Origin of the sequence: Klebsiella quasivariicola, from assembly GCF_002269255.1 — a bacterium.
GTDB lineage: Bacteria > Pseudomonadota > Gammaproteobacteria > Enterobacterales > Enterobacteriaceae > Klebsiella > Klebsiella quasivariicola.
Window position 1 is genome coordinate 2,887,525 of record NZ_CP022823.1, and the last position, 21,138, is coordinate 2,908,662.

Genomic DNA, 21,138 nt, shown 5'->3' on the forward strand with positions numbered 1-21,138 from the left:
GGTATTCACATGCAAATTTATGATACCGGGCACGGCCATGTCCCTGATTTTCACGCGATCCTCGCCCGCAAAGACTGGCAAAACCAGACCATCACCCACCTCAACCGCCTGCCGGCGCATCCCGCTTTCGCCAGCTGGCGCGATGAGCTTGCCGCCAGGGATGAGCAGCCCTCTCCCTATCGCCGTCAGCTGGACGGCGAGTGGCAGTTCGCTTACGCCCGCAGCCCGTTTGCGGTGGATGCGCAGTGGCTGACGCAGGATCTGCCGGACAGTCGCAGTACCCCGGTCCCTTCCAACTGGCAGATGGAGGGCTATGACGCGCCGATCTACACCAACGTTCGCTATCCTATCGACACCACCCCGCCGCGGGTGCCGGAGGAGAACCTGACCGGCTGCTACTCCCTGCACGTTACGGTTGAGGACACGTGGTGCGAGAACGGGCAAACGCAGATTATTTTCGATGGCGTCAACTCGGCGTTTCATCTGTGGTGCAATGGCGTGTGGGTCGGCTATTCGCAGGACAGTCGCCTGCCGGCAGCGTTCGATCTCAGCCCCTTCCTGCGCCCGGGTGACAACCGCCTGTGCGTGATGGTCATGCGCTGGAGCGCCGGCAGCTGGCTGGAAGACCAGGATATGTGGCGGATGAGCGGCATTTTCCGCTCGGTATGGCTGCTGAATAAGCCGCACCAGCGACTGACCGACGTACAGCTGATGCCGACCCTCGACGCCCTCTACCGCGACGGCACTCTGCAGGTGCGGGCCACCGTCGACGCGACAGAGGCGGCGCTTGCCGGGCTCAGCGTCGGGGTTAGCCTGTGGCGCGGCGAGGAGCAGGTCGCCGCCGGGCGGCAGCCGTTAGGCACCCCGACGGTGGATGAGCGCGGCCACTACGCGGAGCGGGTCGATTTCTCCCTGGCGGTGGCGGCGCCGGCGCACTGGAGCGCGGAAACCCCAAACTGTTATCGCGCCGTGGTCACCCTGTGGCGCGGCGACGAACTGCTGGAGGCCGAAGCGTGGGACATCGGCTTTCGCCGCATCGAGATAGCCGACGGCCTGCTGCGCCTCAACGGCAAACCGCTGCTGATCCGCGGCGTTAACCGCCATGAACACCATCATTTGCGCGGTCAGGTGGTCACCGAGGCGGATATGGTGCAGGACATTCTGCTGATGAAGCAGAACAACTTTAACGCCGTCCGCTGCTCGCACTACCCCAACGCGCCGCGCTGGTATGAACTCTGCAACCGCTACGGTCTGTACGTGGTCGACGAGGCCAATATTGAAACCCACGGGATGGTGCCGATGAATCGGCTGTCCGACGATCCGGCGTGGCTGCCAGCCTTCAGCGCCCGCGTCACCCGGATGGTACAGAGCAACCGCAACCATCCGTGCATTATCATCTGGTCGCTGGGCAACGAGTCCGGCGGCGGCGGCAACCACGAAGCGCTGTACCACTGGCTGAAACGCAACGACCCGAGCCGTCCGGTGCAGTACGAGGGCGGCGGCGCGGATACCACCGCCACCGATATTATCTGTCCGATGTACGCCCGCGTCGAACGCGACCAGCCGATCCCGGCGGTACCCAAATGGGGGATCAAAAAATGGATCAGCCTGCCCGGCGAGCAGCGGCCGCTGATCCTTTGCGAATATGCCCACGCGATGGGCAACAGCCTCGGTAACTTCGCCGATTACTGGCAGGCCTTCCGCGAGTACCCGCGGCTGCAGGGCGGGTTTATCTGGGACTGGGCCGACCAGGCGATCCGCAAAACCTTTGCCGACGGCAGCGTCGGCTGGGCCTATGGCGGTGACTTTGGCGATAAGCCTAACGATCGCCAGTTCTGTATGAACGGTCTGGTGTTTCCCGATCGCACGCCACACCCGTCGCTGGTGGAGGCGAAGCACGCCCAGCAATATTTTCAGTTCACGCTGCTGTCGACCTCGCCGCTGCGGGTGCGCATCACCAGCGAATACCTGTTCCGTGAAACCGACAACGAAGTATTGCGCTGGCAGGTGCAGTCGGCCGGTGAAACCCTGTATCACGGCAACCAGACCCTGGCGCTGCCGCCGGAGGGCAGCGACGAGATAACGCTGCTCGACAGCCTGACCCTGCCGGCAGGCGCCCGCGCGGTGTGGCTGACGCTGGAGGTGACCCAGCCTAAGGCCACCGCCTGGTCAGAAGCGGAGCACCACGTCGCCTGGCATCAGTTTCCCCTGCCGGCGCCGCTGGCCCTGCCGGAACGGCCTGCCCCGACGAGCGCGCCGGATCTTATCGTCAGCGATGAAGCCTGGCAGATCCGCGCCGGTTCGCAATGCTGGACCGTCGATCGCTTGACAGGGCTGCTGAGCCACTGGTCGGTTAATGGCCAGGAGCAGCTGCTCACCCCGCTGCGCGACCAGTTTATTCGCGCGCCGCTCGACAACGACATCGGAGTCAGCGAAGTGGAGCGCATTGACCCCAACGCCTGGGTGGAGCGCTGGAAAAGCGCCGGCCTGTTCAATCTGGAGGCGCGCTGCGTGCAATGCGACGCGCAGCGCCTGGCGAATGAAACCCTCGTCGACTGCCGCTGGCACTATCTGCGCGGCGAAGAGGTGGTGATTGTCAGCCACTGGCGCATGCACTTCACCGCGGACGGTACGCTGCGGCTGGCGGTGGACGGCGAACGGGCGGAAACCCTGCCGCCGCTGCCGCGGGTCGGGCTGCACTTCCAGGTGGCGGATCAGCAGGCGCCGGTGAGCTGGCTGGGCCTGGGTCCGCATGAGAACTACCCTGACCGGCGGAGCAGCGCCTGCTTCGCCCGCTGGGAGCAGCCGCTGGCGGCGATGACGACCCCCTACATCTTCCCGACGGAAAACGGCCTGCGCTGCGATACCCAGGCGCTGGACTGGGGACGCTGGCACGTCAGCGGTCATTTCCACTTCTCCGTTCAGCCGTGGAGCACCCGTCAGCTGATGGAGACCGACCACTGGCACAAGATGCAGGCCGAAGACGGCGTCTGGATCACCCTCGACGGCCTGCACATGGGGGTGGGAGGCGATGACTCCTGGACCCCGAGCGTGCTGCCGCAGTGGCTGCTGACCGGGACGCGCTGGCAGTACGAGGTCTCATTGCGTTGCCTTTAATCCGTGGGGGCGAAAGTCCCCACCCTACAAACAGAATAACAAGGGATCATGGTGATGAAATTCTCTGAACTGGCGCCACGAGAACGGCATAATTTTGTCTATTTCCTGCTGTTCTTTTTCTTTTACTATTTCATTATGTCAGCCTACTTTCCGTTTTTCCCGGTGTGGCTGGCGGACGTTAACCATTTAACCAAAACGGAAACCGGGATCGTTTTCTCCTCCATCTCGTTATTCGCGATTATTTTTCAGCCGGTGTTCGGCCTGATGTCGGATAAGCTCGGCCTGCGCAAGCATCTGCTGTGGACCATTACGGTGCTGTTAATTCTCTTCGCACCGTTCTTTATTTTCGTTTTTTCCCCGCTGCTGCAAATGAATATTATCGCCGGGTCGCTGGTGGGCGGGATCTATCTGGGGATTGTTTTCTCCAGCGGCTCCGGGGCGGTGGAAGCCTATATCGAACGCGTCAGCCGCGCCAACCGCTTTGAATATGGCAAAGTGCGGGTCGCAGGCTGCGTCGGCTGGGCGCTGTGCGCCTCGATAACCGGCGTGCTGTTCGGCATCGACCCGAATATCACCTTCTGGATCGCCTCCGGCTTTGCGCTGGTGCTCGGCCTGCTGCTCTGGCTGTCGCGGCCGGAAAGCAGCAACAGCGCCGACGTTATCGAGGCGCTCGGCGCCAATCGCCAGGCCTTTTCGCTGCGCACCGCGGCAGAGCTGCTGCGTATGCCGCGCTTCTGGGGCTTTATTATCTATGTGGTGGGCGTCGCCAGCGTCTACGACGTGTTTGACCAGCAGTTCGCCAACTTTTTCAAAAGCTTTTTCGCCAGCCCGCAGCGCGGTACCGAAGTGTTTGGCTTCGTCACCACCGGTGGCGAGCTGCTCAATGCGCTGATCATGTTCTGCGCGCCGGCCATTGTTAACCGTATCGGCGCCAAAAACGCCCTGCTGACGGCGGGGATGATCATGTCGGTGCGTATTCTCGGGTCGTCGTTTGCCTCATCGGCGGTGGAGGTGGTGATCCTCAAGATGCTGCATATGTTTGAGATCCCCTTCCTGCTGGTCGGAACCTTTAAATATATCTCCTCCGCCTTTAACCCGCGGCTTTCGGCCACCCTGTTCCTGATCGGTTTTAACCTGTCGAAACAGTTGTCCGGGGTGGTGCTTTCCGCCTGGGTCGGCCGGATGTACGACACCGTGGGGTTTCATCAGGCGTATCTGATCCTCGGGTCTATCACCCTGAGCTTCACCCTGCTCTCATTCATCACCTTGCGCGGCGGTAAAAGCCTGCTGCCTGCTGCGGAGACGCAGACCCCCGCCTGACCGACGCGCCCGTCAGGGATGACAGGGCTCACTCAACAATCCGCGTCTCCCCGTCGCGATTCTCCAGCGCATAGCGCTGACACGGCGCCCCGGCGGCAATCAGCGCCGCCAGCTCTGCCGAGTGGCTGGTCAGCCAGATCTGGCTGTAACGGGATGCCTCGATAATCAGCCGGGCCAGCGCGGGCAACATGTCGCGATGCAGGCTGTTCTCCGGTTCATTGATTGCCAGAAAGGCCGGCGGGCGCGGACTGAGCAGCGCAACGGCGAGGCACAGAAAGCGCAGCGTGCCGTCGGACATCTCCGCCGCCAGCAGCGGGCGGCGGATCCCTTCGCGGCGCATTTTCAGAACGAAACGCGAGTACTCGTTTTCACAGTAAAACTGACAGCCGGGAAAGGCGTCCGCGAGGATCGCATACATCATCTCTTCCGCGCCAATTTCGACAATGGTCTGAAAGGCGGCCGCCAGGTTGTGACCATCGCTGTCGAGCACCGGTGAACGGTATCCTACGGCCGGCTGGCGCAGCGGCGAGTGGCGGCCGATGGCGAACTCATGATAAAACCGCCAGCGACGCAGGGTCTCGCGCACCCGCGACACTTCGGGAAAACGATGCGGTTCGCCGAGCTGACCAAATACCGACTCGTTTTCATAAATGCTTTCGGTGAAAGTACTTTTCTCCCCCGTCACATCGACGAGGAACGCCGCCTGATTTTTACGTTGTAATACGCGAGAGGAAGGCCGGCGGGCGTAGCCGGCCAGCCAGATGTTCTCTTCTTTAACGATCGGATCGAGCATGAACTGCGTCGGATAGGGTAATTTTTCCGGGAAACCTATCTGCAGCTCATAATCAAAGCTGTCCGTCCGGCAGGCGATTTGCAGCCGCCGGGGGTGGCGATCAACCGGCGAACGCTCCCCGGACCACATCATATTCTCCAGACCGCCCTCTTCGCTGATAAATCCCGACAGCCTGCCGTCAGCGGCGGCGGTCAGCAGGTGGATGGCGTTATAAATATTGGATTTACCGCAGCCGTTGGGGCCGAAGACAATGTTCAGCGGCCCAAGCTCCAGCGCGATATCCCTCACTGAGCGAAAGTTTTGAATACGGATGTACTGGATCATGATGCGTCCTGCCCAAAGAAGAAGGCTGCCACGGTAGCACAGCGGCGCCAGAGAGCCCCTGTCACATCCCTTTCAGGCATGGTTTAACAGAACATTTTTTTCATTCCACGGGTCAGAGCCACCCGCGTCAGCTTATCGCTATCCTGATGGGCGTCACTGAAGACGCCAAAGAAATAACGTTCATCGTCAATGGTTTGACTTACGATGCGATAGCTCAGCGGTTGCCCGGATGGCGCACCATACTGCGCAGGCGTCACCGAGACCTCGGTCGCGTCATCGGCGACGCTGACCAACAGCCCGTCGGCCTTACCTCCCACCAGCATGACCTTAATTATCGGGTGCACCAGTTCCTCCCGGTATGGTGTATATCATTGACGAACCGCGGAGACCGGCGGGCGTTATCGTCAGCAAGCGGCGCTAGCCAGAGTGCGGTATTACGTACTTTCTTATAGTTCATCGCGGCCTTGAGTCAAAAAATAGCGTGCTGAGGCTGGGCTAAATATTGATTATTCGAAATAAAAGATGACAAATGATGAAGGAAAAAAGAGGAATTGTGAATCAGCAAAACGCCGGGTTATTCTTATTTGTCGCTCCTTTGCTCGCCTTTATCGGCCCTCACTCAAGGAAGTATTGCGGTTATGCGTTATGTTCGCCTGTGTGTTATCTCCCTGTTAGCCAACCTGCCACTAGCGGTATACGCCGGTCCACAGCCGCTTGAGCAGATTAAACAAAGCGAAAGCCAGCTGTCGGGCCGCGTGGGGATGGTGGAAATGGATCTGGCCAGCGGCCGCACGCTGGCCGCCTGGCGCGCCGATGAACGCTTTCCCATGGTGAGCACCTTTAAAGTGCTGCTGTGCGGCGCGGTGCTGGCGCGGGTGGATGCCGGGGTCGAACAACTGGATCGGCGGATCCACTACCGCCAGCAGGATCTGGTGGACTACTCCCCGGTCAGCGAAAAACACCTTACCGACGGGATGACGATCGGCGAACTCTGCGCCGCCGCCATCACCATGAGCGATAACAGCGCTGGCAATCTGCTGCTGGCCACCGTCGGCGGCCCCGCGGGATTGACCGCCTTTCTGCGCCAGATCGGTGACAACGTCACCCGTCTTGACCGCTGGGAAACGGCACTGAATGAGGCGCTTCCCGGCGACATGCGCGACACCACTACCCCGGCCAGCATGGCCGCCACGCTGCGTAAACTACTGACTGCGCAGCATCTGAGCGCCCGTTCACAGCAGCAGCTCCTGCAGTGGATGGTGGACGATCGGGTTGCCGGCCCGCTGATCCGCGCCGTGCTGCCGGCGGGCTGGTTTATCGCCGACAAGACCGGGGCTGGCGAACGGGGTGCGCGCGGCATTGTCGCCCTGCTCGGCCCGGACGGCAAAGCGGAGCGCATTGTGGTGATTTATATGCGGGATACGCCGGCGACCATCGCCGAGCGTAACCAGCAGATCGCCGCTATCGGCGCGGCGCTGATCGAGCACTGGCAGCGCTAACCGGCGCGCAGCACTTCGCAGGCATGCCGGGCGATATGACTGGCGGCGGCATCGGAGAGATGCCGGTCGGTAATGATGGTGGTGAACCGGGTCAAGGGTAACGCCATAAAGGTGGCCACCTGATTGTATTTCGAACTGTCGCACAGCAGGATGCTTTTCGCACTGACCTGGCTGACGGTCTCCTTGACGGTAACCTTGTTCTCATCAGGGGTGAAAATACCGCGGCTGTCCCACCCGCTGGCGGAGATAAAGGCCGTATCAATAGCCAGATGGCGTAACGTTCGCGCCGCCGATTCGCCCACGCAGGAGCGGTTCTCCCGGCACAGCGTGCCGCCGGTGTGGATCACCCCGCACTGGCTGGCATCGATCAACAGCTGGGTTATCTCAAAATCATTGGTGACCACCTGAAGATCATCCCGGTCGAGGATCGCCCGCGCCAGCGCCAGGGTGGTGGTCCCGGCATCCAGATAGATACAGCTGTTTTTAGCGATTTGACTCGCCGCCAGCGCGCCAATCGCCTGCTTCTCTTCACTCTGCAGGGTGCTCTTCACCAGATGGCTGGGCTCCGTGGCCAGCCGGCTGACGGCGCGTACACCGCCCGAGACGCTGACCAGCAGCCCCTGTTCCTCCAGCTTACTGACGTCCCGACGGATGGTCATATGGGACACGCCGAGGATCTCCGTCAGCTCATTGATGCTTACTGCCCCGCGCTGCTCCACGAGGGCTAAAATACGCTGATGACGTTCTACTGGAATCACCGCTCTCCCCTTACCATTTTTTCACACCTGGCGTCACAACCTGCGCTGTGCACCTGGTGACACCCTGTGTCGTTATCGCGCTTTACCGCTGTTTTTTCACTATTTTAGGGCAAGAATCGGCAATGTGCAGCCTCTTTCAACCTGTGAATTTTTTATATTCATGTGGGTTATTCGTGATTACCCTCACATAACTTCACATGATAACGCTTTATTCTATCATTAAATCACATTAATTAACGAATATTCACAAGGAGACCGTCATGACTGTACACACTAACGTCTGCGTGATTGGACTGGGTTCGATGGGCATGGGCGCCGCCCGCGCCTGCCTGCAGGCGGGCCTGAACACCTGGGGCGTTGACATCAACCCTGATAACTGTCGCGCACTGCTGGAAGCGGGCGCCAAAGACACGGGTCCCAGCGCGGTGCCTTTCGCCGCTGAACTGGATGCGGTCGTCCTGCTGGTGGTCAATGCCGCCCAGGTGCGAGGGATCCTGTTCGGCGAGAACGGCCTCGCCGCCCATCTGAAGCCGGGCACCGTCGTCATGGTGTCGTCCACCATCGCCTCTGCCGATGCCCAGGCGATTGCCACGGCGCTGGCGGAGTACCAGCTACTGATGCTCGACGCGCCGGTATCAGGCGGCGCAGTGAAAGCGGCCGCCGGCGACATGACGGTGATGGCTTCCGGGAGCGATGCCGCCTTTGCCCGCCTCGCACCGGTGCTGGACGCCGTGGCCGGCAAAGTCTATCGCATCGGGAGCGATATTGGCCTTGGATCGACGGTCAAAATTATTCATCAGCTGCTGGCCGGGGTGCATATCGCCGTTGCCGCCGAAGCGATGGCGCTGGCCGCCCGTGCCGGGATCCCGCTGGAGACGATGTACGACGTGGTGACCCATGCGGCGGGTAATTCCTGGATGTTTGAGAATCGCATGCCGCACGTCCTCGATGGCGATTACTCGCCAAAATCCGCCGTCGATATTTTTGTCAAAGATCTCGGCCTGGTAAATGACACCGCCCGGGCGCTGACCTTCCCGCTGCCCCTCGCCACCACCGCGCTGAATATGTTCACCGCCGCCAGCAATGCCGGATTCGGTCGGGAAGATGACAGCGCGGTGATCAAGATTTTCAACGGCATCACCCTGCCGGGCCACAAACAGTAAGGAGAGACAAGATGCAGCTTGGTGTCATTGCCGATGACTTCACCGGCGCCACGGATATTGCCAGCTTCCTCGTGCGTAACGGCATGCCGACGGTACAACTGAATGGCGTGCCGACCCGCGATCTTCCGCTGACCAGCGAGGCGGTGGTCATCAGCCTGAAAACCCGCTCATGCCCGGCGCAAAGCGCCGTTAGCCAGTCGCTGGCGGCCCTGCGCTGGCTGCAGGCGCAGGGCTGTCAGCAGTTTTATTTCAAGTACTGTTCCACGTTCGACAGCACTGCGGAGGGCAACATTGGCCCGGTGCTGGATGCCCTGCTGGCCGAGCTGGGTGAGACCAGGACGGTGATTTCCCCGGCGCTGCCGGTGAATGGCCGCACGGTCTATCAGGGATATCTGTTTGTCGGTCAGCAACTGCTGAATGAGTCCGGGATGCGCCACCATCCGGTGACGCCGATGGAGGATGCGCACCTGGGGCGCTTAATTGAACGCCAGGGGCGTGGAAAAGCGGCGCTGATTGCCTGGCCGATCGTCGACCAGGGGCCGCAGGCGGTCGCTGCCGAGCTGGCGGCAATCAGCGATCCGGCGGTGCGCTATGTGGTACTCGACGCCCTCCGTGAACAGGATTTGCTCACCCAGGGCGTGGCGCTACGGGAGGTGAAGCTGGTCTCCGGCGGCTCGGGTCTCGCCATCGGTCTCGCTCGCGACTGGGCGCAACGCCATGGCGCCCGCGGCGAGAGCGCTCACGCGGGCATGCCGCTGGCCGGCCCGGCGGTGGTGCTCTCGGGCTCCTGCTCGGTGATGACCAACAGCCAAGTGGCGGCCTACCGTGAACAGGCCCCCGCCCGCGCCGTCGACTTAAGCGCCTGCTTTACCGATCTGGAAAGCTATGTCGAGACCCTGACAGACTGGGTAGAGGCGAACCGCGATGCGCCGCTGGCGCCGATGGTCTATGCCACCACCGAGCCGCAAACGCTGCAGCGGATCCAGGCGCAGTATGGCGATAAGGCCAGCAGCGAACGGGTGGAACAGCTGTTTGCCGCCCTCGCTGCCGCCCTCAAGGCGAAAGGGTTTACCCGCTTTATTGTCGCCGGCGGGGAAACCTCGAGCATTGTGGCGCAGACGCTGGGCGTCGAGGCGTTTCATATCGGGCCGACGATCTCCCCAGGCGTTCCCTGGGTCCGCGACACCCGCCAGCCGCTCTCCCTGGCGCTGAAGTCAGGTAATTTTGGCGATATCCAGTTCTTTGCCCGTGCCCAGCAGGAGTTTCGTCATGACTGAGCAACAACTGCGAGAGGAAATGGTGCAGATTGGCGCCTCACTGTTTAACCGCGGCTATGCCACCGGCTCCGCCGGTAATCTGTCGCTGCTGCTGCCGGACGGCAATTTGCTGGCGACGCCGACCGGCTCCTGCCTGGGCGAACTGCAGGCGCAGCGGTTGTCGGTGGTGACGCTGCAGGGGGAATGGATCTCCGGCGACAAACCGTCGAAAGAGGTCACGTTTCACCGGGCGGTCTATTTGCATAACCCGGCCTGCAAAGCGATCGTCCACTTGCACAGCCACTACCTGACCGCGCTCTCCTGTCTGCAGGGGCTCGATCCGCACAACTGTATTCGCCCCTTTACCCCCTATGTGGTGATGCGCGTCGGCGACGTCCCGGTGGTTCCCTACTACCGACCGGGCGATGAGCGTATTGCCCAGGCGCTGGCCGGGCTGGCGCCGCACTATAACGCCTTTTTACTGGCTAACCACGGTCCGGTGGTCACCGGCTCATCGCTGCGCGAAGCCACCAACAATACCGAAGAGCTGGAAGAGACCGCGCGGCTGATGTTTACCCTCGGCAATCGCGAGATCCGTTACCTGACCGCTGACGAAGTGAATGAACTGAGATAACACTATGCCAAAATTCGCTGCAAATTTATCCATGCTGTTTACCGAACTGCCCTTCCTGGACCGCTTTGCCGCCGCTGCCGGCGCCGGTTTTGAAGCCGTCGAGTTTCTGTTTCCCTATGAGTATGCCGCCGGGGAAATCAGACAGCGCCTGCAGGAAAACCAGCTGCAGCTGGTACTGTTCAATACCCCACCCGGCGACGTCAACGCCGGAGAATGGGGTCTCGCCGCCCTCCCCGGAAGAAGCGCGGAGGCCCGGCGCGATATCGAGCTGGCGCTGGAGTATGCCCGCGAGCTCGATTGCCCGCAGGTGCATATCATGGCCGGCGTGGTACCGCCGGGAATGGATCGCGCGGCCTGCGAGGCGGTGCTGATCGATAATCTGCGCTACGCGGCGGAGTGCTTTGCCCGCCACGACAAGCGGATACTTATCGAAGCGCTGAATCCCCAGACCAAACCGGGCTATCTCTATCACAGCCAATATCAAACGCTGGAGATGATGAAGCGGGTCGACAGGCCGAACCTGGCGGTGCAGTTAGATCTGTTTCACGCGCAGAAAGTGGACGGCAATTTAAGCCATCTTATTACCGAATATGCTGGCCAGTATCGCCATATTCAGATTGCCTCTTTACCGGACCGTCATGAACCGGATGAGGGCGAAATTAATTATCCGTGGATCTATGCACTACTGGATAAAACTGGTTATGACGGCTGGATCGGCTGCGAATATATTCCCCGGGCGGACACGCTTTCCGGACTGGGATGGTTCTCGCCTTACCGCAAAAAATAAAGCCGTTTAATAAAAAATATCTCTCTGTACACCTGTTAATACCCGAGGCAAACCTATGTCGACATCGGCGCTGTTACTTATTGCGTTAGCCAGCGTAGTGCTGTTGCTCCTGCTGGTGATTAAAGCGAAAGCGCATCCTTTTGTGGCGCTCCTGATCGTCAGCCTGCTGGTGGCGTTCGCCACCGGCATTCCGGCGGATAAAATTATTACGACAATCGAAAAAGGTATGGGTGGCCTGCTCGGCCACATTGCCAGCATTATTATTTTAGGATCAATGCTGGGGGTGCTGATTGAAATTTCCGGCGGCGCCGAATCGCTGGCGAAAACATTAACCGGCGTGCTGGGCTCTAAACGGACGATTGCCGCCTTAACCATCGTGGCTTTTATTCTCGGCACCCCGGTCTTTTTTGAAGTCGGTTTTATTATCATCATTCCGTTAATTTACGGCTTCAGCAAAGTCGCCCATCTGTCGCCGCTGAAGTTTGGTCTGCCGATGGCCGGCGTGATGCTAACCGTCCACGTGGCGCTGCCCACCCACCCTGGCGCAGCGGCCGCGGCAGGCATTCTGCATAGCGATGTCGGCTGGCTGATGCTGGCGGGGATTGGTGTATCGATAGTCGTCGGTATCGTGGGCTATTTTGTCGCCCGGTTTATCAATCGACGCCATTATCATCTGTCGATTAATGTGCTGGAGCAGCAGCAAACGGCTGAAGTGCCCGACCTCTCCGTTAACGCGCAACAGACCCGTCTGCCACCGCCGAATGCGCTGGTTATCGGCGGCCTGATCGTGGTGCCTATCGTGCTGATTGTTTCCGGGACGTTGTGTCAGGCGCTGTTGCTGCCGGAAAACGCGGTGCGCCAGCTGATGACCGTCATTGGAACCCCGCCGGTCGCTCTGCTGATCTCCCTGGGACTGGCCAGCTGGACGCTGGGCATTCGTCGGCGGATGAGCCTGAAAAAGCTGGGCGACGTCACCGGCAGCGCGATCCCCTCCTCGGCGGATGTAATCCTTGTTGCCGGGGCCGGCGGCGCCTTTGGCGGCGTGCTGGTCGCCTCCGGCATCGGCAATGCCTTAGCCGAGGCGCTGGAGACCATTCATCTGCCGCTGATGCCCGCCGCTTTCCTGCTCTCGCTGGTACTTCGGGCCTCGCAGGGGTCGGCCACCGTGGCGATCCTCACCACCTCCGGTCTGCTATCGCAGGCGGTTATCGGGCTGGCCCCGATTCAGCTGGTGCTGGTGACGCTGGCGACCTGCTTCGGCTCACTCGGGTTGTCGCACGTTAACGATGCTGGTTTCTGGGTGGTCACGCGCTATCTTGGCCTCTCCGTTCCGGACGGGCTCAAAACCTGGACCGTGTTGACGACCATCATGGGAGTGACGGGCTTTCTGATCACCTGGCTGCTGTGGTTTGTACTGTGATATTCGCGAAGGTGGCCGCCAGGCCACCTTTATTTGTCATTTGTCAGTTACCGGGACGCTGGCAGGCTGTCACCTCACCAGACAGCGTCACCGGGATAAAATAGCGTACGCGATAGCGCCTTTCCGCCGCGGGTCCACCTTCCGTATGGCGCTCCACAAAACATTCAATATCGACCCCCTCTCGTCGGCTTGCTCCCAGCGCTGGCAACAACTCCATATACAGATCGTTGGATAATCGGGCGTAGCGCGCCCAACTGCCGTAAAATTCGACGCCAACATACAGCCCGGACCTTGTCGTCAGCGTGCTGCTCATCTTCAGCGCAGGCAGCGCCTCTCGCTGCAGATGACAACCGACAAAGGCGTTAACCTCGACGTTAAGCTCATTGTTTCTCGCCGCATAATAATCGGATAACACAGAGAGGCTGTCTCCGCCGGCGGTAAAAAAGCGGTCAATCTTTTGTCTGACAGCCGTCTTCGAGGGGCTTTGCAATACCATATCCGACAGGCGCAGTTCATACGTCATTGAAGAGCCACGATAGACCCTTTCAGGCAGCGAACAGAAACGGGCCAGAGGCAGGCTCTCTCCCTCGGGGTCGAATTTCTTTAACAGCAAAGCCGTGTCCCAATGCACAGCGCATCGGTATTCCCGAGGCGAGAGCGAGAAGCGCTTCTTAAACTCCCGGGAAAAGGTTTGCGGCGAGTCATAGCTTAACTGCCAGGCAATGGCGGCGATCGGCTGCCGTGTTAATCGCAAACTTACCGCCGCGATAGTCAACCGCCGTAGTCGGATATACTGTCCGATAGGTAACTGGCCATACTGATAAAACACCTCATAGACAAACCGACGCGAATAGCCCATATACTGCGCCAGGTCATCGATAGCCGGGTTACAGTAGATATTATCCTCGAGCCACGCCAGCATTTTTAAATAGAGCATCTGCTTCATAAGTACCGCATACTTCCTGTATTCTTGTCCTCCGCTAATTTTAGCAACAGGTGGTAGCCCGCACTAAGCTTTTTATGCATCGCAAAAATAAAAAAACAAGAAACCACTTAAAATACCGGCATATATATGCTTAACGTTTTGTTTATTAGGAATTTTCGCATGCCAATATACCATTATCTTACTTTCCTCGCCAGATATTGCATTAATGAAAAACATCCCTTAGATTACCTCGGCTAAAAATAGTCTTTGCATCATCATTATATTCTTTAATTTATCCTGACATGTTATTTAATGCCCACAGGGAAGTTATATGACTTATTTTTTGTTCAATATAAAAAATCACTATTTGCGGATCGCTATTGCGGAACTAATTGATGAAGCGATGAAGGCCTCCGGGCGGCCAGACTATCAGTTTTCTCAACAATGGGATGCAGGATCGATGGCGCAAGCTGATGTGGTATTCACGGAAATGGTCGCAGGTGAATGGTACCTGTGTCATGATCTTTTTCAGCATGCCCCAGAACAATACTCGCTTTTTATTTTCCCGGACAATGAACACATTACCGTCGAAAAGGGTTTACCCAACTGTCTACGGCATGCGGTGTTTATGCCCCCTCACGCTTGCGTTCAGCGTCTAAAAGATGAGATAGCTCACGCAATTGAGCGTCCTCTGCTATCGCGGCAAGACCAGACGTTCAATCGCCTGCGGCGTTGCATTAATTGCGCGTGTAAGTCGGTCAGCGACGCGCAAACCAAAGTTATTTACGCGTTTAGTATTGGCCTAAGTCCGCATGAAGTCGCCGCTGCGCTAAAAATTAGTCACAAAACGATTCATTCGCATAAAAAGAATATTATGAGTAAGTTTAATTTGAATAGCCGCCAGCAATTTAACAATCTTGTGCAATTACTCACCAGACGCTGATACGAATCGTTAGTTTATCCCATTCACAGGTCATCGTTTGGAACGGAAGACGTATCGTCTCTTACGTCTTTCCTTTATATAAGAAATACCTTTACATAAAGAAGTAATGGGACATAAAACAAGGCGCAAAATAATAAAAAGATCGCTCCCGTCAGTCCTGATAAAATAATTTAATTTAGACTGATAATATTCACTCAATTTTATTCAGGCAAGACCAACACCACTTTTTGAGAGCGAGAAATACTATGGTAGGATAATTCCTAGTGGCGGATTTTAAGTAGCAAATTAAAACGCTGCACCAGTACTTCAGAAGGGGAATGAGAGGCCTGTGAGGGCCTTTTTCCATTGAGGATGAGAAAAAGATAGCTAAATATATGATTCCCTGTAGAGTGAAGGGAATCACAAAGTGAAGCTCCCGTTCCGCGTAGCGGACATCACGGTTGGTTGAATGTCGGAAAATGCAGGCTTCCCTCTCCGAGGTCAGGCCATACCTCCCTGTTAACGCGCTGTACAAGCCATTATACCTTGCTACAGTGACCGGAATAACTATGCTAACCACCCTGATTTACCGCAGCCAGGTTGATCCTGCACTCCCGCTCGTCGATCTCGATGCCCTTATCCTTCACGCCAGCGCCAAAAATTTACCCCTGGGGATCACCGGCATTTTACTTTTTAATGGCCTGCAGTTCTTCCAGGTACTGGAAGGGCACGAGGAGAGCCTTGAGGCGTTATTCAGTGAAATACAACACGACTCGCGCCATCGTGACGTGGTGGAGCTCATGCGCGACTACTCGGCCTATCGCCGCTTCCTGAACGTTGGGATGCACAAGCTGGATCTTCGCGATTACGCAAACGATGCCGCGCTGGAGGAAATCCTGCGCTTTAGCTCGTTCGGCGAATCCGAACCGGTCAATGACCGTATGTTCAGGCTGATAAGCGCCTTTATCGCCGATGGCGGACGCTATTGTCTGCCCGACGCCTTGCAGCCCTCTCGCTGGACGATGATGCCCTCCTCTACCACCGTGCCGCCGCGCAATCTTCCCGGTCAACCCTGCCAGTTTGCGCTGCAGGCGATTGTTGAGCCGGCTAAAAAAAGGGTCTCTTCCTATGAGTAATGCCAGTCAGTTAAGCAACTGACTGGCCCTTTCTCAGGGCGGTGGTGTATTTCTGAGGCCTCTCTTTCACCACCCTTGGGAAGACCCTTTCCCTCCTTATCGGTAACTTGACTAACTGCCCCATACTTTCAAGATCACGCATCAACTCCGGGATACGACCCGGTGAAGCGCCCTGCAACGTCATTAGCATCCGCATCACCATCCCGCAGGACTCTGAGAAGCTCAGCTGATTTGGCCAGTATCCTTTCAGTTGCCCTGCCATTTTAATCATCTGATATCTCACCAGATTATAAGCCAGCAACACGCCCCACAACTCCTGCTCCACAAGCTCCGGCTTTTTACTTCTCAGTGTCAACCTGCTCAGTTGCATCGTCTGCTTTATCTCCCGGTAACCCAGCTCAATTTCCCAGCGATAGCTATACAGATCCGCCATTTCCCCGCCGGGGTAGCGCATGGCGTCCGTCATCGACGTCAGCAGATGGCAGACTTTTCCTTTGCGCGTGATGGTCAGCAGGCGGGCTGTCATCTCATTTCCCAGACCCGGCCACTTTTTTCGTGCCTGCGGGCTGGTTTTCAGCTTCACCAGGTGGTCGCCTTTACCCAGTTTTCTGACCTCTTCGTACTGCGCGCCTTTTTTCAGAGGGATCAGCCAGTGCCGGTGTTCTCCCGCCTGGTTCCATGCGTTCAGCAGACCCAGTGAGTAATAGCCTTTATCCATTAGCGTCAGGGTGTTATCGCCGGTTTGCTCTATAAGTTTCTCCGCGAGCGCATTTTCGCTGTCTTTCATCGTGCCGAAGGCTGCTGCCGTCAGCAGATGGCTGGTCAGCTCCATCTGGCAGACCATTTTAACCTGTGGGTAGAGTGCCGGGTTTCCGCCATGCGTCTGGCGGGGGAAGGCGATATCGTTCTCTGGTGTGTCCGGTGTGCGCCAGAACACACCATCAATGGCCAGCAGGGTCAGGCCGCACCAGTGTGGATGCGGCGTGGCGTTATGCCAGAGCTGTGCTGTCTGCGAGAATACGCGGCGGACGGCTTCGCTTCCCAGACGCTGACGGGCCTGGATCACCGCGCTGGGGGCGACGAAGGGACGACTGCCCGGCAGCATGATGTCCAGACGGTTGACGATCTGATGAAGGGGTTCTTTACGTTCAAGCGCCATGCCGACAATGCACCAGACCATCATTTCCAGCGGCAGGCGACGCTTGCGCAGGGTGACGGTACCGGCTTCGGCCAGACAGCGGGAAATGAGTTCCGGGTCCAGATAGTCGCCCAGAGAAGTCAGTGGGTTACGCAGAGAATCGTAACGGGATACCAGATCAAGAGCCTGTCCAATGTGCATAAAAAAATCCGGAAACGGGTGAGCATTTCCGGATTCTTACACAGCCACTGGATCGATCAACTGATCCTTAACTGATCGGCATTACTCTTCCTATGAGGCGCTGATCCGCAGCCCAACCGGGGGTTCGCCGGTGGAAATGTTTGCCGCCGTCCCTGCGGAGGATCGGTACCGGTTTGATCTGGAGAGCAAGGCCTTTGCTTTTTCTCTCGCCGGCCAGTTGCCGCTCGGCAAGCAGCAACTGGCGATCAACCTGTTGCCCGGGTCGCTGTATAACCATCCTGACGCGGTAGGCTGGCTTATGGACAGTCTGCAGGCTGCGGGTCTCAGACCGAATCAGGTACTGATTGAGGTCACCGAGACAGAAGTTATCTCCTGCTTCGATCAGTTCCGTAAGGTGCTGAAAGCGCTGCGCGTTGCTGGCATGAGAGTGGCCATCGATGACTTTGGCGCAGGCTATTCCGGGCTGTCGCTACTGACCCGCTTTCAGCCTGATAAAATCAAAGTAGATGCAGATCTGGTGCGCAATATTCATATCAGTGGCACTAAACAGGCGATCGTCGCCTCGGTGGTCCGCTGCTGCGAGGATCTGGGTATTACCGTCGTCGCCGAGGGCGTCGAAACCCTCGAAGAGTGGTGCTGGCTGCAGTCGGTCGGCATTCGCCTGTTTCAGGGGTTTCTCTTCTCGCGACCGTGTCTTAACGGTATCGGAGACATTCACTGGCCGGTGGCGCGCCAGACCACCGACCTGTAAGGTCGCCGGGCCGGGGCGCTTCACTGCCAGTGGGGAAGCTTTTCACCCAGCGCTGACAGGGCGTAACGCACTGCCTGCGCCAACACCGCCTCGCAGTCGCCGGCAAAGCACATCCTTTTGGTTTCAGTCTGGCCGCGAAAATTCCACGCGAACCATACGGTACCAGCGGGAGTACCATCTTCTCCTCCTTCCGGGCCGGCATAGCCGCTAATGGCGATAGCAATATCGGCCCTGGCAATCTCCAGAATACCGGCGGACATCTCCTTGACGCAGGCTTCGCTGACGGCGCTGTGGACTGCCAGCGTTTCCTCACGAACCTGCAGCACATGACGCTTGGCCTCATCGCTAAAGGTCACGACGCCGGTATCATAAAAGGCCGCAGTATCCGCCTGCGCACAGAGCGCGGCCGCCAGATTACCCCCGGTGCAGGATTCCGCTGTCGTCAGTCGCCATCCGCGCGCGATCAGCGCCTGGGCCACTTCTGCCGTCAGCGCCTGGGTGGTTTTCAGATAGTCTCCGTTCTCGTCAGTCATTGTGAGTCCTCACCGCCAGTAACAGGAATAAAAGCCTTACAGCGTCAGTAAACAGAATAGCATACGGGGTTTCTCCTCCCCTGGCAGGCCGCACTCCCCATAAAAAAGGCCCGCAACACCGCGGGCCTTGACAGTATTTACCCAACGCAAACAGCGAATCATACCTTGTGTTCAATCACCCGGCCCTGATTCTCGATGGCGATTTTGCGCGGTTTTTCACTCTCAGGGATCTCCTGGTGAATGGCTATTTTTAAGATCCCCTTATCCAGCTGCGCCTGATTGATCTGGGCATGCTCAGGAAGAGAGAAACTGAGCTGGAAATTAGCGCGGCGGATGCCTTTATAAATCCAGCGTTCACCGCTGTCTGTCGAGGGTTCAGTTTCCTGGCGTTTGCCGGAAATATGCAGATTGCCCCCAACGGTTTCTATTTCCAGCTCCTCGTCTTTCCAGCCAGGCACGCTGACGCTGAGCAGGAAATTGCTGTCATCGACTTTCTGTAAATCATAAGCCGGTAATGTACCCACCGGCGTGTCGCCTGTTAACTGGCTGAAAAGGCGATCAATGCGGTTAAAACGATCGGCAAAAAGAGAATCAGCAAAAACGGGGAGTGCTGACAAGGTTTTGAGTGCCATAATTAACCTCCTGAATATCCATTCAAAAGCTCAACATAAAGGCAAGCATTGCTTGTCCGCTATATAAAATAATATCCATTGGGCATTTTTCAAGGGCGGAAATAAAAATTTTTCTTTCCAGCGACGTGGCTATATACACCACGCCCTGAAATAACCCCCGCCGGACGGCGGGGGCGTTAGCGCTTCTGCATCCCATAACTGATGCTGTTTAACATTCAATAAACAGAAGCGACATGTATATATAATCTGTCGGGGGTATTGTCAACAACCCGAGCGCCACACGCTACAGGCCCCCAGCGCCTCTGTGCCAGTACCAGAGCAGCGTCGTACAAACGTCGGCCACTTACATCGCCGAACGAAGGTGCATTGCCTCCATTGACCGGGTGCCCGGCCTGCCTGGACCACTGGTGGAAATATAGCTGCAGCAGGAAGGAACCTTTCTTGTGAGCCCGTGCCTAACAGAATGCATACGCACTCATTGAGGTCTCATTATGATCGGCATTTTTATCACCACCAGTCTGTTCGCCCTCCTCGCGTCGATGTTGTTCGGCCTGGGAATGGTGTGGAAAAGCGTCTCGAACAACCCGGATAACTGATCCTTTGGCACGCCGTTGCCATCCCTCTTCTGCAGCGGCGAAACATGTTCTCTCCCCGTAATAACCACCACACGCCTTATTCTGGCAACGCTGACTCAGGAAGCATGGTTGTACCTTTTTTTTCTGAAAAAACAATTCATATAGTGAATGTATTGCTTGAATTAATCTATCAGGACCTAAAATTAATGTGCGCTGAATAAGCAATTTAAGCAGTTTGTGCCAAACTATTGAAAACCTAAACATAACAATGACTCACAACCCTATGATTCAAAAAGAATAATTATAATAATTGAACAACAGGTCCAAAATTGGACTTGTTGCTTTTGCTGTGTATTAGAAATATCCTAATCCCATATCCATAAAGCACGCCTGCTGGGAAATTAGCTCATCAACATTTATTGACTTTGTGTCTACCACCACTATGCCTGATTTTTTAATTAACACTGAGAATATTTTCCTGAAACGAGGGGTTTGCGAACTTCTTCTCGAAATCGCCAATGAAGAGAATATTTGCACTCCCTTTTTACTGCACGCCTACAGCCCTGACACCATTAATCTGGTTGATATGTTGTTTACTGAAATGGAAAGCGGCGAGCATTATCTATGCCACCCATTATTCAAGAAAACTCCTCGTCAGAGCCGTATTTTCATTTTTGTTTCCAAAACCGAACTTGTACGCGCTGACCGGCTACCGCTTTGTCTGCAGAATGCGACTTTTATCAATAAAAATACCGATCTACACAGTCTTAAAAAGCTGATCGCTTATCGTCTGGCGGAGTTAATCAGGCCCAAAATTATCGAATCGGAACCAGACAGCCGCCGCTGTCTTAAATGCCCGAGGTTAACATTGACCAAGTCACAGCTTTTTATTATCGACGCGATAAATACGGGAATGAGCAACCAGCAGATAGCGCAAGAGCTGGGTATCAGCCACAAAACGGTATTTTCACATAAAATTAATATAATGAAAAAATTCCAAATCGACACCAGGCAAGAGCTTGCGATATTTTCATCCGTCGCCCATGCGCTATCCTCGGGCAGAAACCGCTAACGACGGGTTTTGTTAAACCGCATCTTCAGTTTTCTTCGTTCCTTAACATATGAAAGGCCAAAAAATAATGATATTAACAACAGCACCACAGTGAGAACTAATAACAGAAAATTACTCATGCATGACCTTTCCAAAGATAAAGATACTGCAGAGATAATAAGGGGTATAAGTTTTCAAAAACA

20 protein-coding genes and 2 pseudogenes are annotated in these 21,138 nt (G+C 56.8%); 13 read left to right on the forward strand and 9 right to left on the reverse strand.

The features are described from left to right. Nucleotides 1-9 precede the first annotated feature (9 nt). Together B8P98_RS14440 and B8P98_RS14445 are read left to right on the forward strand one after the other, a co-directional pair. Nucleotides 10-3,117, forward strand: a complete 3,108-nt coding sequence (locus B8P98_RS14440; protein ID WP_095033155.1) for a beta-galactosidase — start codon at nucleotides 10-12, stop codon at nucleotides 3,115-3,117. A gap of 54 nt (nucleotides 3,118-3,171) precedes the next feature. Next, on the forward strand, nucleotides 3,172-4,437 hold the full coding sequence (locus B8P98_RS14445; protein ID WP_025712237.1) for an MFS transporter: 1,266 nt from the start codon (nucleotides 3,172-3,174) through the stop codon (nucleotides 4,435-4,437). Between the two features lie 28 nt (nucleotides 4,438-4,465). Here the strand turns inward: B8P98_RS14445 and B8P98_RS14450 are convergent, their stop codons facing one another. Both B8P98_RS14450 and B8P98_RS14455 read right to left on the reverse strand, forming a co-directional pair. Continuing rightward, nucleotides 4,466-5,554, reverse strand: coding sequence for an AAA family ATPase (locus B8P98_RS14450; protein ID WP_095033156.1), 1,089 nt, complete (start codon nucleotides 5,552-5,554; stop codon nucleotides 4,466-4,468). 83 nt (nucleotides 5,555-5,637) lie between these two features. Further along, a complete protein-coding gene (locus tag B8P98_RS14455; protein WP_004205993.1) occupies nucleotides 5,638-5,898 on the reverse strand; it encodes a hypothetical protein in 261 nt (86 codons plus the stop codon). 294 nt (nucleotides 5,899-6,192) lie between these two features. Here B8P98_RS14455 and B8P98_RS14460 point away from each other — a divergent pair, with 294 nt between their 5' ends. After that, nucleotides 6,193-7,053 (forward strand): class A beta-lactamase LEN-26, encoded by an 861-nt coding sequence (locus tag B8P98_RS14460; RefSeq protein WP_025712239.1) that lies wholly within the window; start codon nucleotides 6,193-6,195, stop codon nucleotides 7,051-7,053. On the opposite strand, the gene B8P98_RS14465 is transcribed toward B8P98_RS14460, so the two are convergent. Further along, the gene (locus tag B8P98_RS14465) at nucleotides 7,050-7,811 is read right to left on the reverse strand and encodes a DeoR/GlpR family DNA-binding transcription regulator (RefSeq protein WP_025712240.1); all 762 of its coding nucleotides are present in this window, start codon (nucleotides 7,809-7,811) and stop codon (nucleotides 7,050-7,052) included. The two genes, B8P98_RS14460 and B8P98_RS14465, sit on opposite strands and share 4 nt — an antisense overlap. Before the next feature lie 260 nt (nucleotides 7,812-8,071). Between B8P98_RS14465 and ltnD the strand changes: the two genes are divergently transcribed. Genes ltnD through B8P98_RS14490 form a run of 5 tightly spaced genes read left to right on the forward strand, consistent with a single transcriptional unit; the run spans nucleotide 8,072 to nucleotide 13,071 of the window. Continuing rightward, a complete protein-coding gene (gene ltnD, locus B8P98_RS14470) occupies nucleotides 8,072-8,974 on the forward strand; it encodes an L-threonate dehydrogenase (protein ID WP_025712241.1) in 903 nt (300 codons plus the stop codon). Nucleotides 8,975-8,985: 11 nt separating this feature from the next. After that, the gene (otnK, locus tag B8P98_RS14475; RefSeq protein WP_080897397.1) at nucleotides 8,986-10,251 is read left to right on the forward strand and encodes a 3-oxo-tetronate kinase; all 1,266 of its coding nucleotides are present in this window, start codon (nucleotides 8,986-8,988) and stop codon (nucleotides 10,249-10,251) included. Beyond that, on the forward strand, nucleotides 10,244-10,864 hold the full coding sequence (otnC, locus tag B8P98_RS14480) for a 3-oxo-tetronate 4-phosphate decarboxylase (protein WP_025712244.1): 621 nt from the start codon (nucleotides 10,244-10,246) through the stop codon (nucleotides 10,862-10,864). The genes otnK and otnC overlap by 8 nt, the downstream gene beginning before the upstream one ends. Nucleotides 10,865-10,868: 4 nt before the next feature. Further along, nucleotides 10,869-11,651, forward strand: coding sequence for an HPr family phosphocarrier protein (locus tag B8P98_RS14485; protein ID WP_025712245.1), 783 nt, complete (start codon nucleotides 10,869-10,871; stop codon nucleotides 11,649-11,651). Between the two features lie 55 nt (nucleotides 11,652-11,706). Continuing rightward, nucleotides 11,707-13,071 (forward strand): GntP family transporter, encoded by a 1,365-nt coding sequence (locus B8P98_RS14490; protein WP_080897398.1) that lies wholly within the window; start codon nucleotides 11,707-11,709, stop codon nucleotides 13,069-13,071. Nucleotides 13,072-13,114: 43 nt separating this feature from the next. On the opposite strand, the gene B8P98_RS14495 is transcribed toward B8P98_RS14490, so the two are convergent. After that, a complete protein-coding gene (locus tag B8P98_RS14495) occupies nucleotides 13,115-14,017 on the reverse strand; it encodes a helix-turn-helix domain-containing protein (protein ID WP_080897399.1) in 903 nt (300 codons plus the stop codon). Nucleotides 14,018-14,327: 310 nt separating this feature from the next. Here B8P98_RS14495 and kbvR point away from each other — a divergent pair, with 310 nt between their 5' ends. Next, nucleotides 14,328-14,939 carry a LuxR family transcriptional regulator KbvR gene (gene kbvR / locus B8P98_RS14500; RefSeq protein ID WP_095033157.1) on the forward strand — a complete coding sequence of 204 codons (612 nt, stop codon included), beginning with the start codon at nucleotides 14,328-14,330 and terminating at the stop codon, nucleotides 14,937-14,939. 30 nt (nucleotides 14,940-14,969) lie between these two features. Here the strand turns inward: kbvR and B8P98_RS32020 are convergent, their stop codons facing one another. Further along, nucleotides 14,970-15,137 (reverse strand): small membrane protein, encoded by a 168-nt coding sequence (locus B8P98_RS32020; protein WP_201758064.1) that lies wholly within the window; start codon nucleotides 15,135-15,137, stop codon nucleotides 14,970-14,972. Nucleotides 15,138-15,487: 350 nt separating this feature from the next. On the opposite strand from B8P98_RS32020, the pseudogene B8P98_RS14510 reads away from it, so the two are divergent. After that, nucleotides 15,488-16,051, forward strand: a pseudogene (locus B8P98_RS14510) (BLUF domain-containing protein); the annotation flags it as partial. 13 nt (nucleotides 16,052-16,064) lie between these two features. Here the strand turns inward: B8P98_RS14510 and B8P98_RS14515 are convergent. Continuing rightward, the gene (locus B8P98_RS14515; RefSeq protein ID WP_080896980.1) at nucleotides 16,065-17,393 is read right to left on the reverse strand and encodes an IS4 family transposase; all 1,329 of its coding nucleotides are present in this window, start codon (nucleotides 17,391-17,393) and stop codon (nucleotides 16,065-16,067) included. A 76-nt stretch (nucleotides 17,394-17,469) separates the two neighbouring features. On the opposite strand from B8P98_RS14515, the pseudogene B8P98_RS14520 reads away from it, so the two are divergent. Continuing rightward, nucleotides 17,470-18,144, forward strand: a pseudogene (locus B8P98_RS14520) (EAL domain-containing protein); the annotation flags it as partial. Between the two features lie 20 nt (nucleotides 18,145-18,164). Here B8P98_RS14520 and B8P98_RS14525 read toward each other — a convergent pair. Together B8P98_RS14525 and B8P98_RS14530 are read right to left on the reverse strand one after the other, a co-directional pair. Continuing rightward, nucleotides 18,165-18,677 (reverse strand): 2-oxo-tetronate isomerase, encoded by a 513-nt coding sequence (locus tag B8P98_RS14525; protein ID WP_025712250.1) that lies wholly within the window; start codon nucleotides 18,675-18,677, stop codon nucleotides 18,165-18,167. Nucleotides 18,678-18,835: 158 nt separating this feature from the next. After that, entirely contained in the window at nucleotides 18,836-19,309 is a 474-nt protein-coding gene (locus tag B8P98_RS14530; protein WP_042929297.1) for an Hsp20 family protein, read from the reverse strand. 491 nt (nucleotides 19,310-19,800) lie between these two features. Between B8P98_RS14530 and B8P98_RS31900 the strand changes: the two genes are divergently transcribed. Beyond that, nucleotides 19,801-19,905 carry a YnaM/YnfT family protein gene (locus tag B8P98_RS31900; RefSeq protein WP_275763443.1) on the forward strand — a complete coding sequence of 35 codons (105 nt, stop codon included), beginning with the start codon at nucleotides 19,801-19,803 and terminating at the stop codon, nucleotides 19,903-19,905. A gap of 421 nt (nucleotides 19,906-20,326) precedes the next feature. Next, nucleotides 20,327-20,956 (forward strand): response regulator transcription factor, encoded by a 630-nt coding sequence (locus tag B8P98_RS14540; protein WP_080897401.1) that lies wholly within the window; start codon nucleotides 20,327-20,329, stop codon nucleotides 20,954-20,956. On the opposite strand, the gene B8P98_RS32025 is transcribed toward B8P98_RS14540, so the two are convergent. Then, a complete protein-coding gene (locus tag B8P98_RS32025; RefSeq protein WP_042929298.1) occupies nucleotides 20,953-21,075 on the reverse strand; it encodes a small membrane protein in 123 nt (40 codons plus the stop codon). The genes B8P98_RS14540 and B8P98_RS32025 overlap by 4 nt on opposite strands. Nucleotides 21,076-21,138 lie beyond the last annotated feature (63 nt).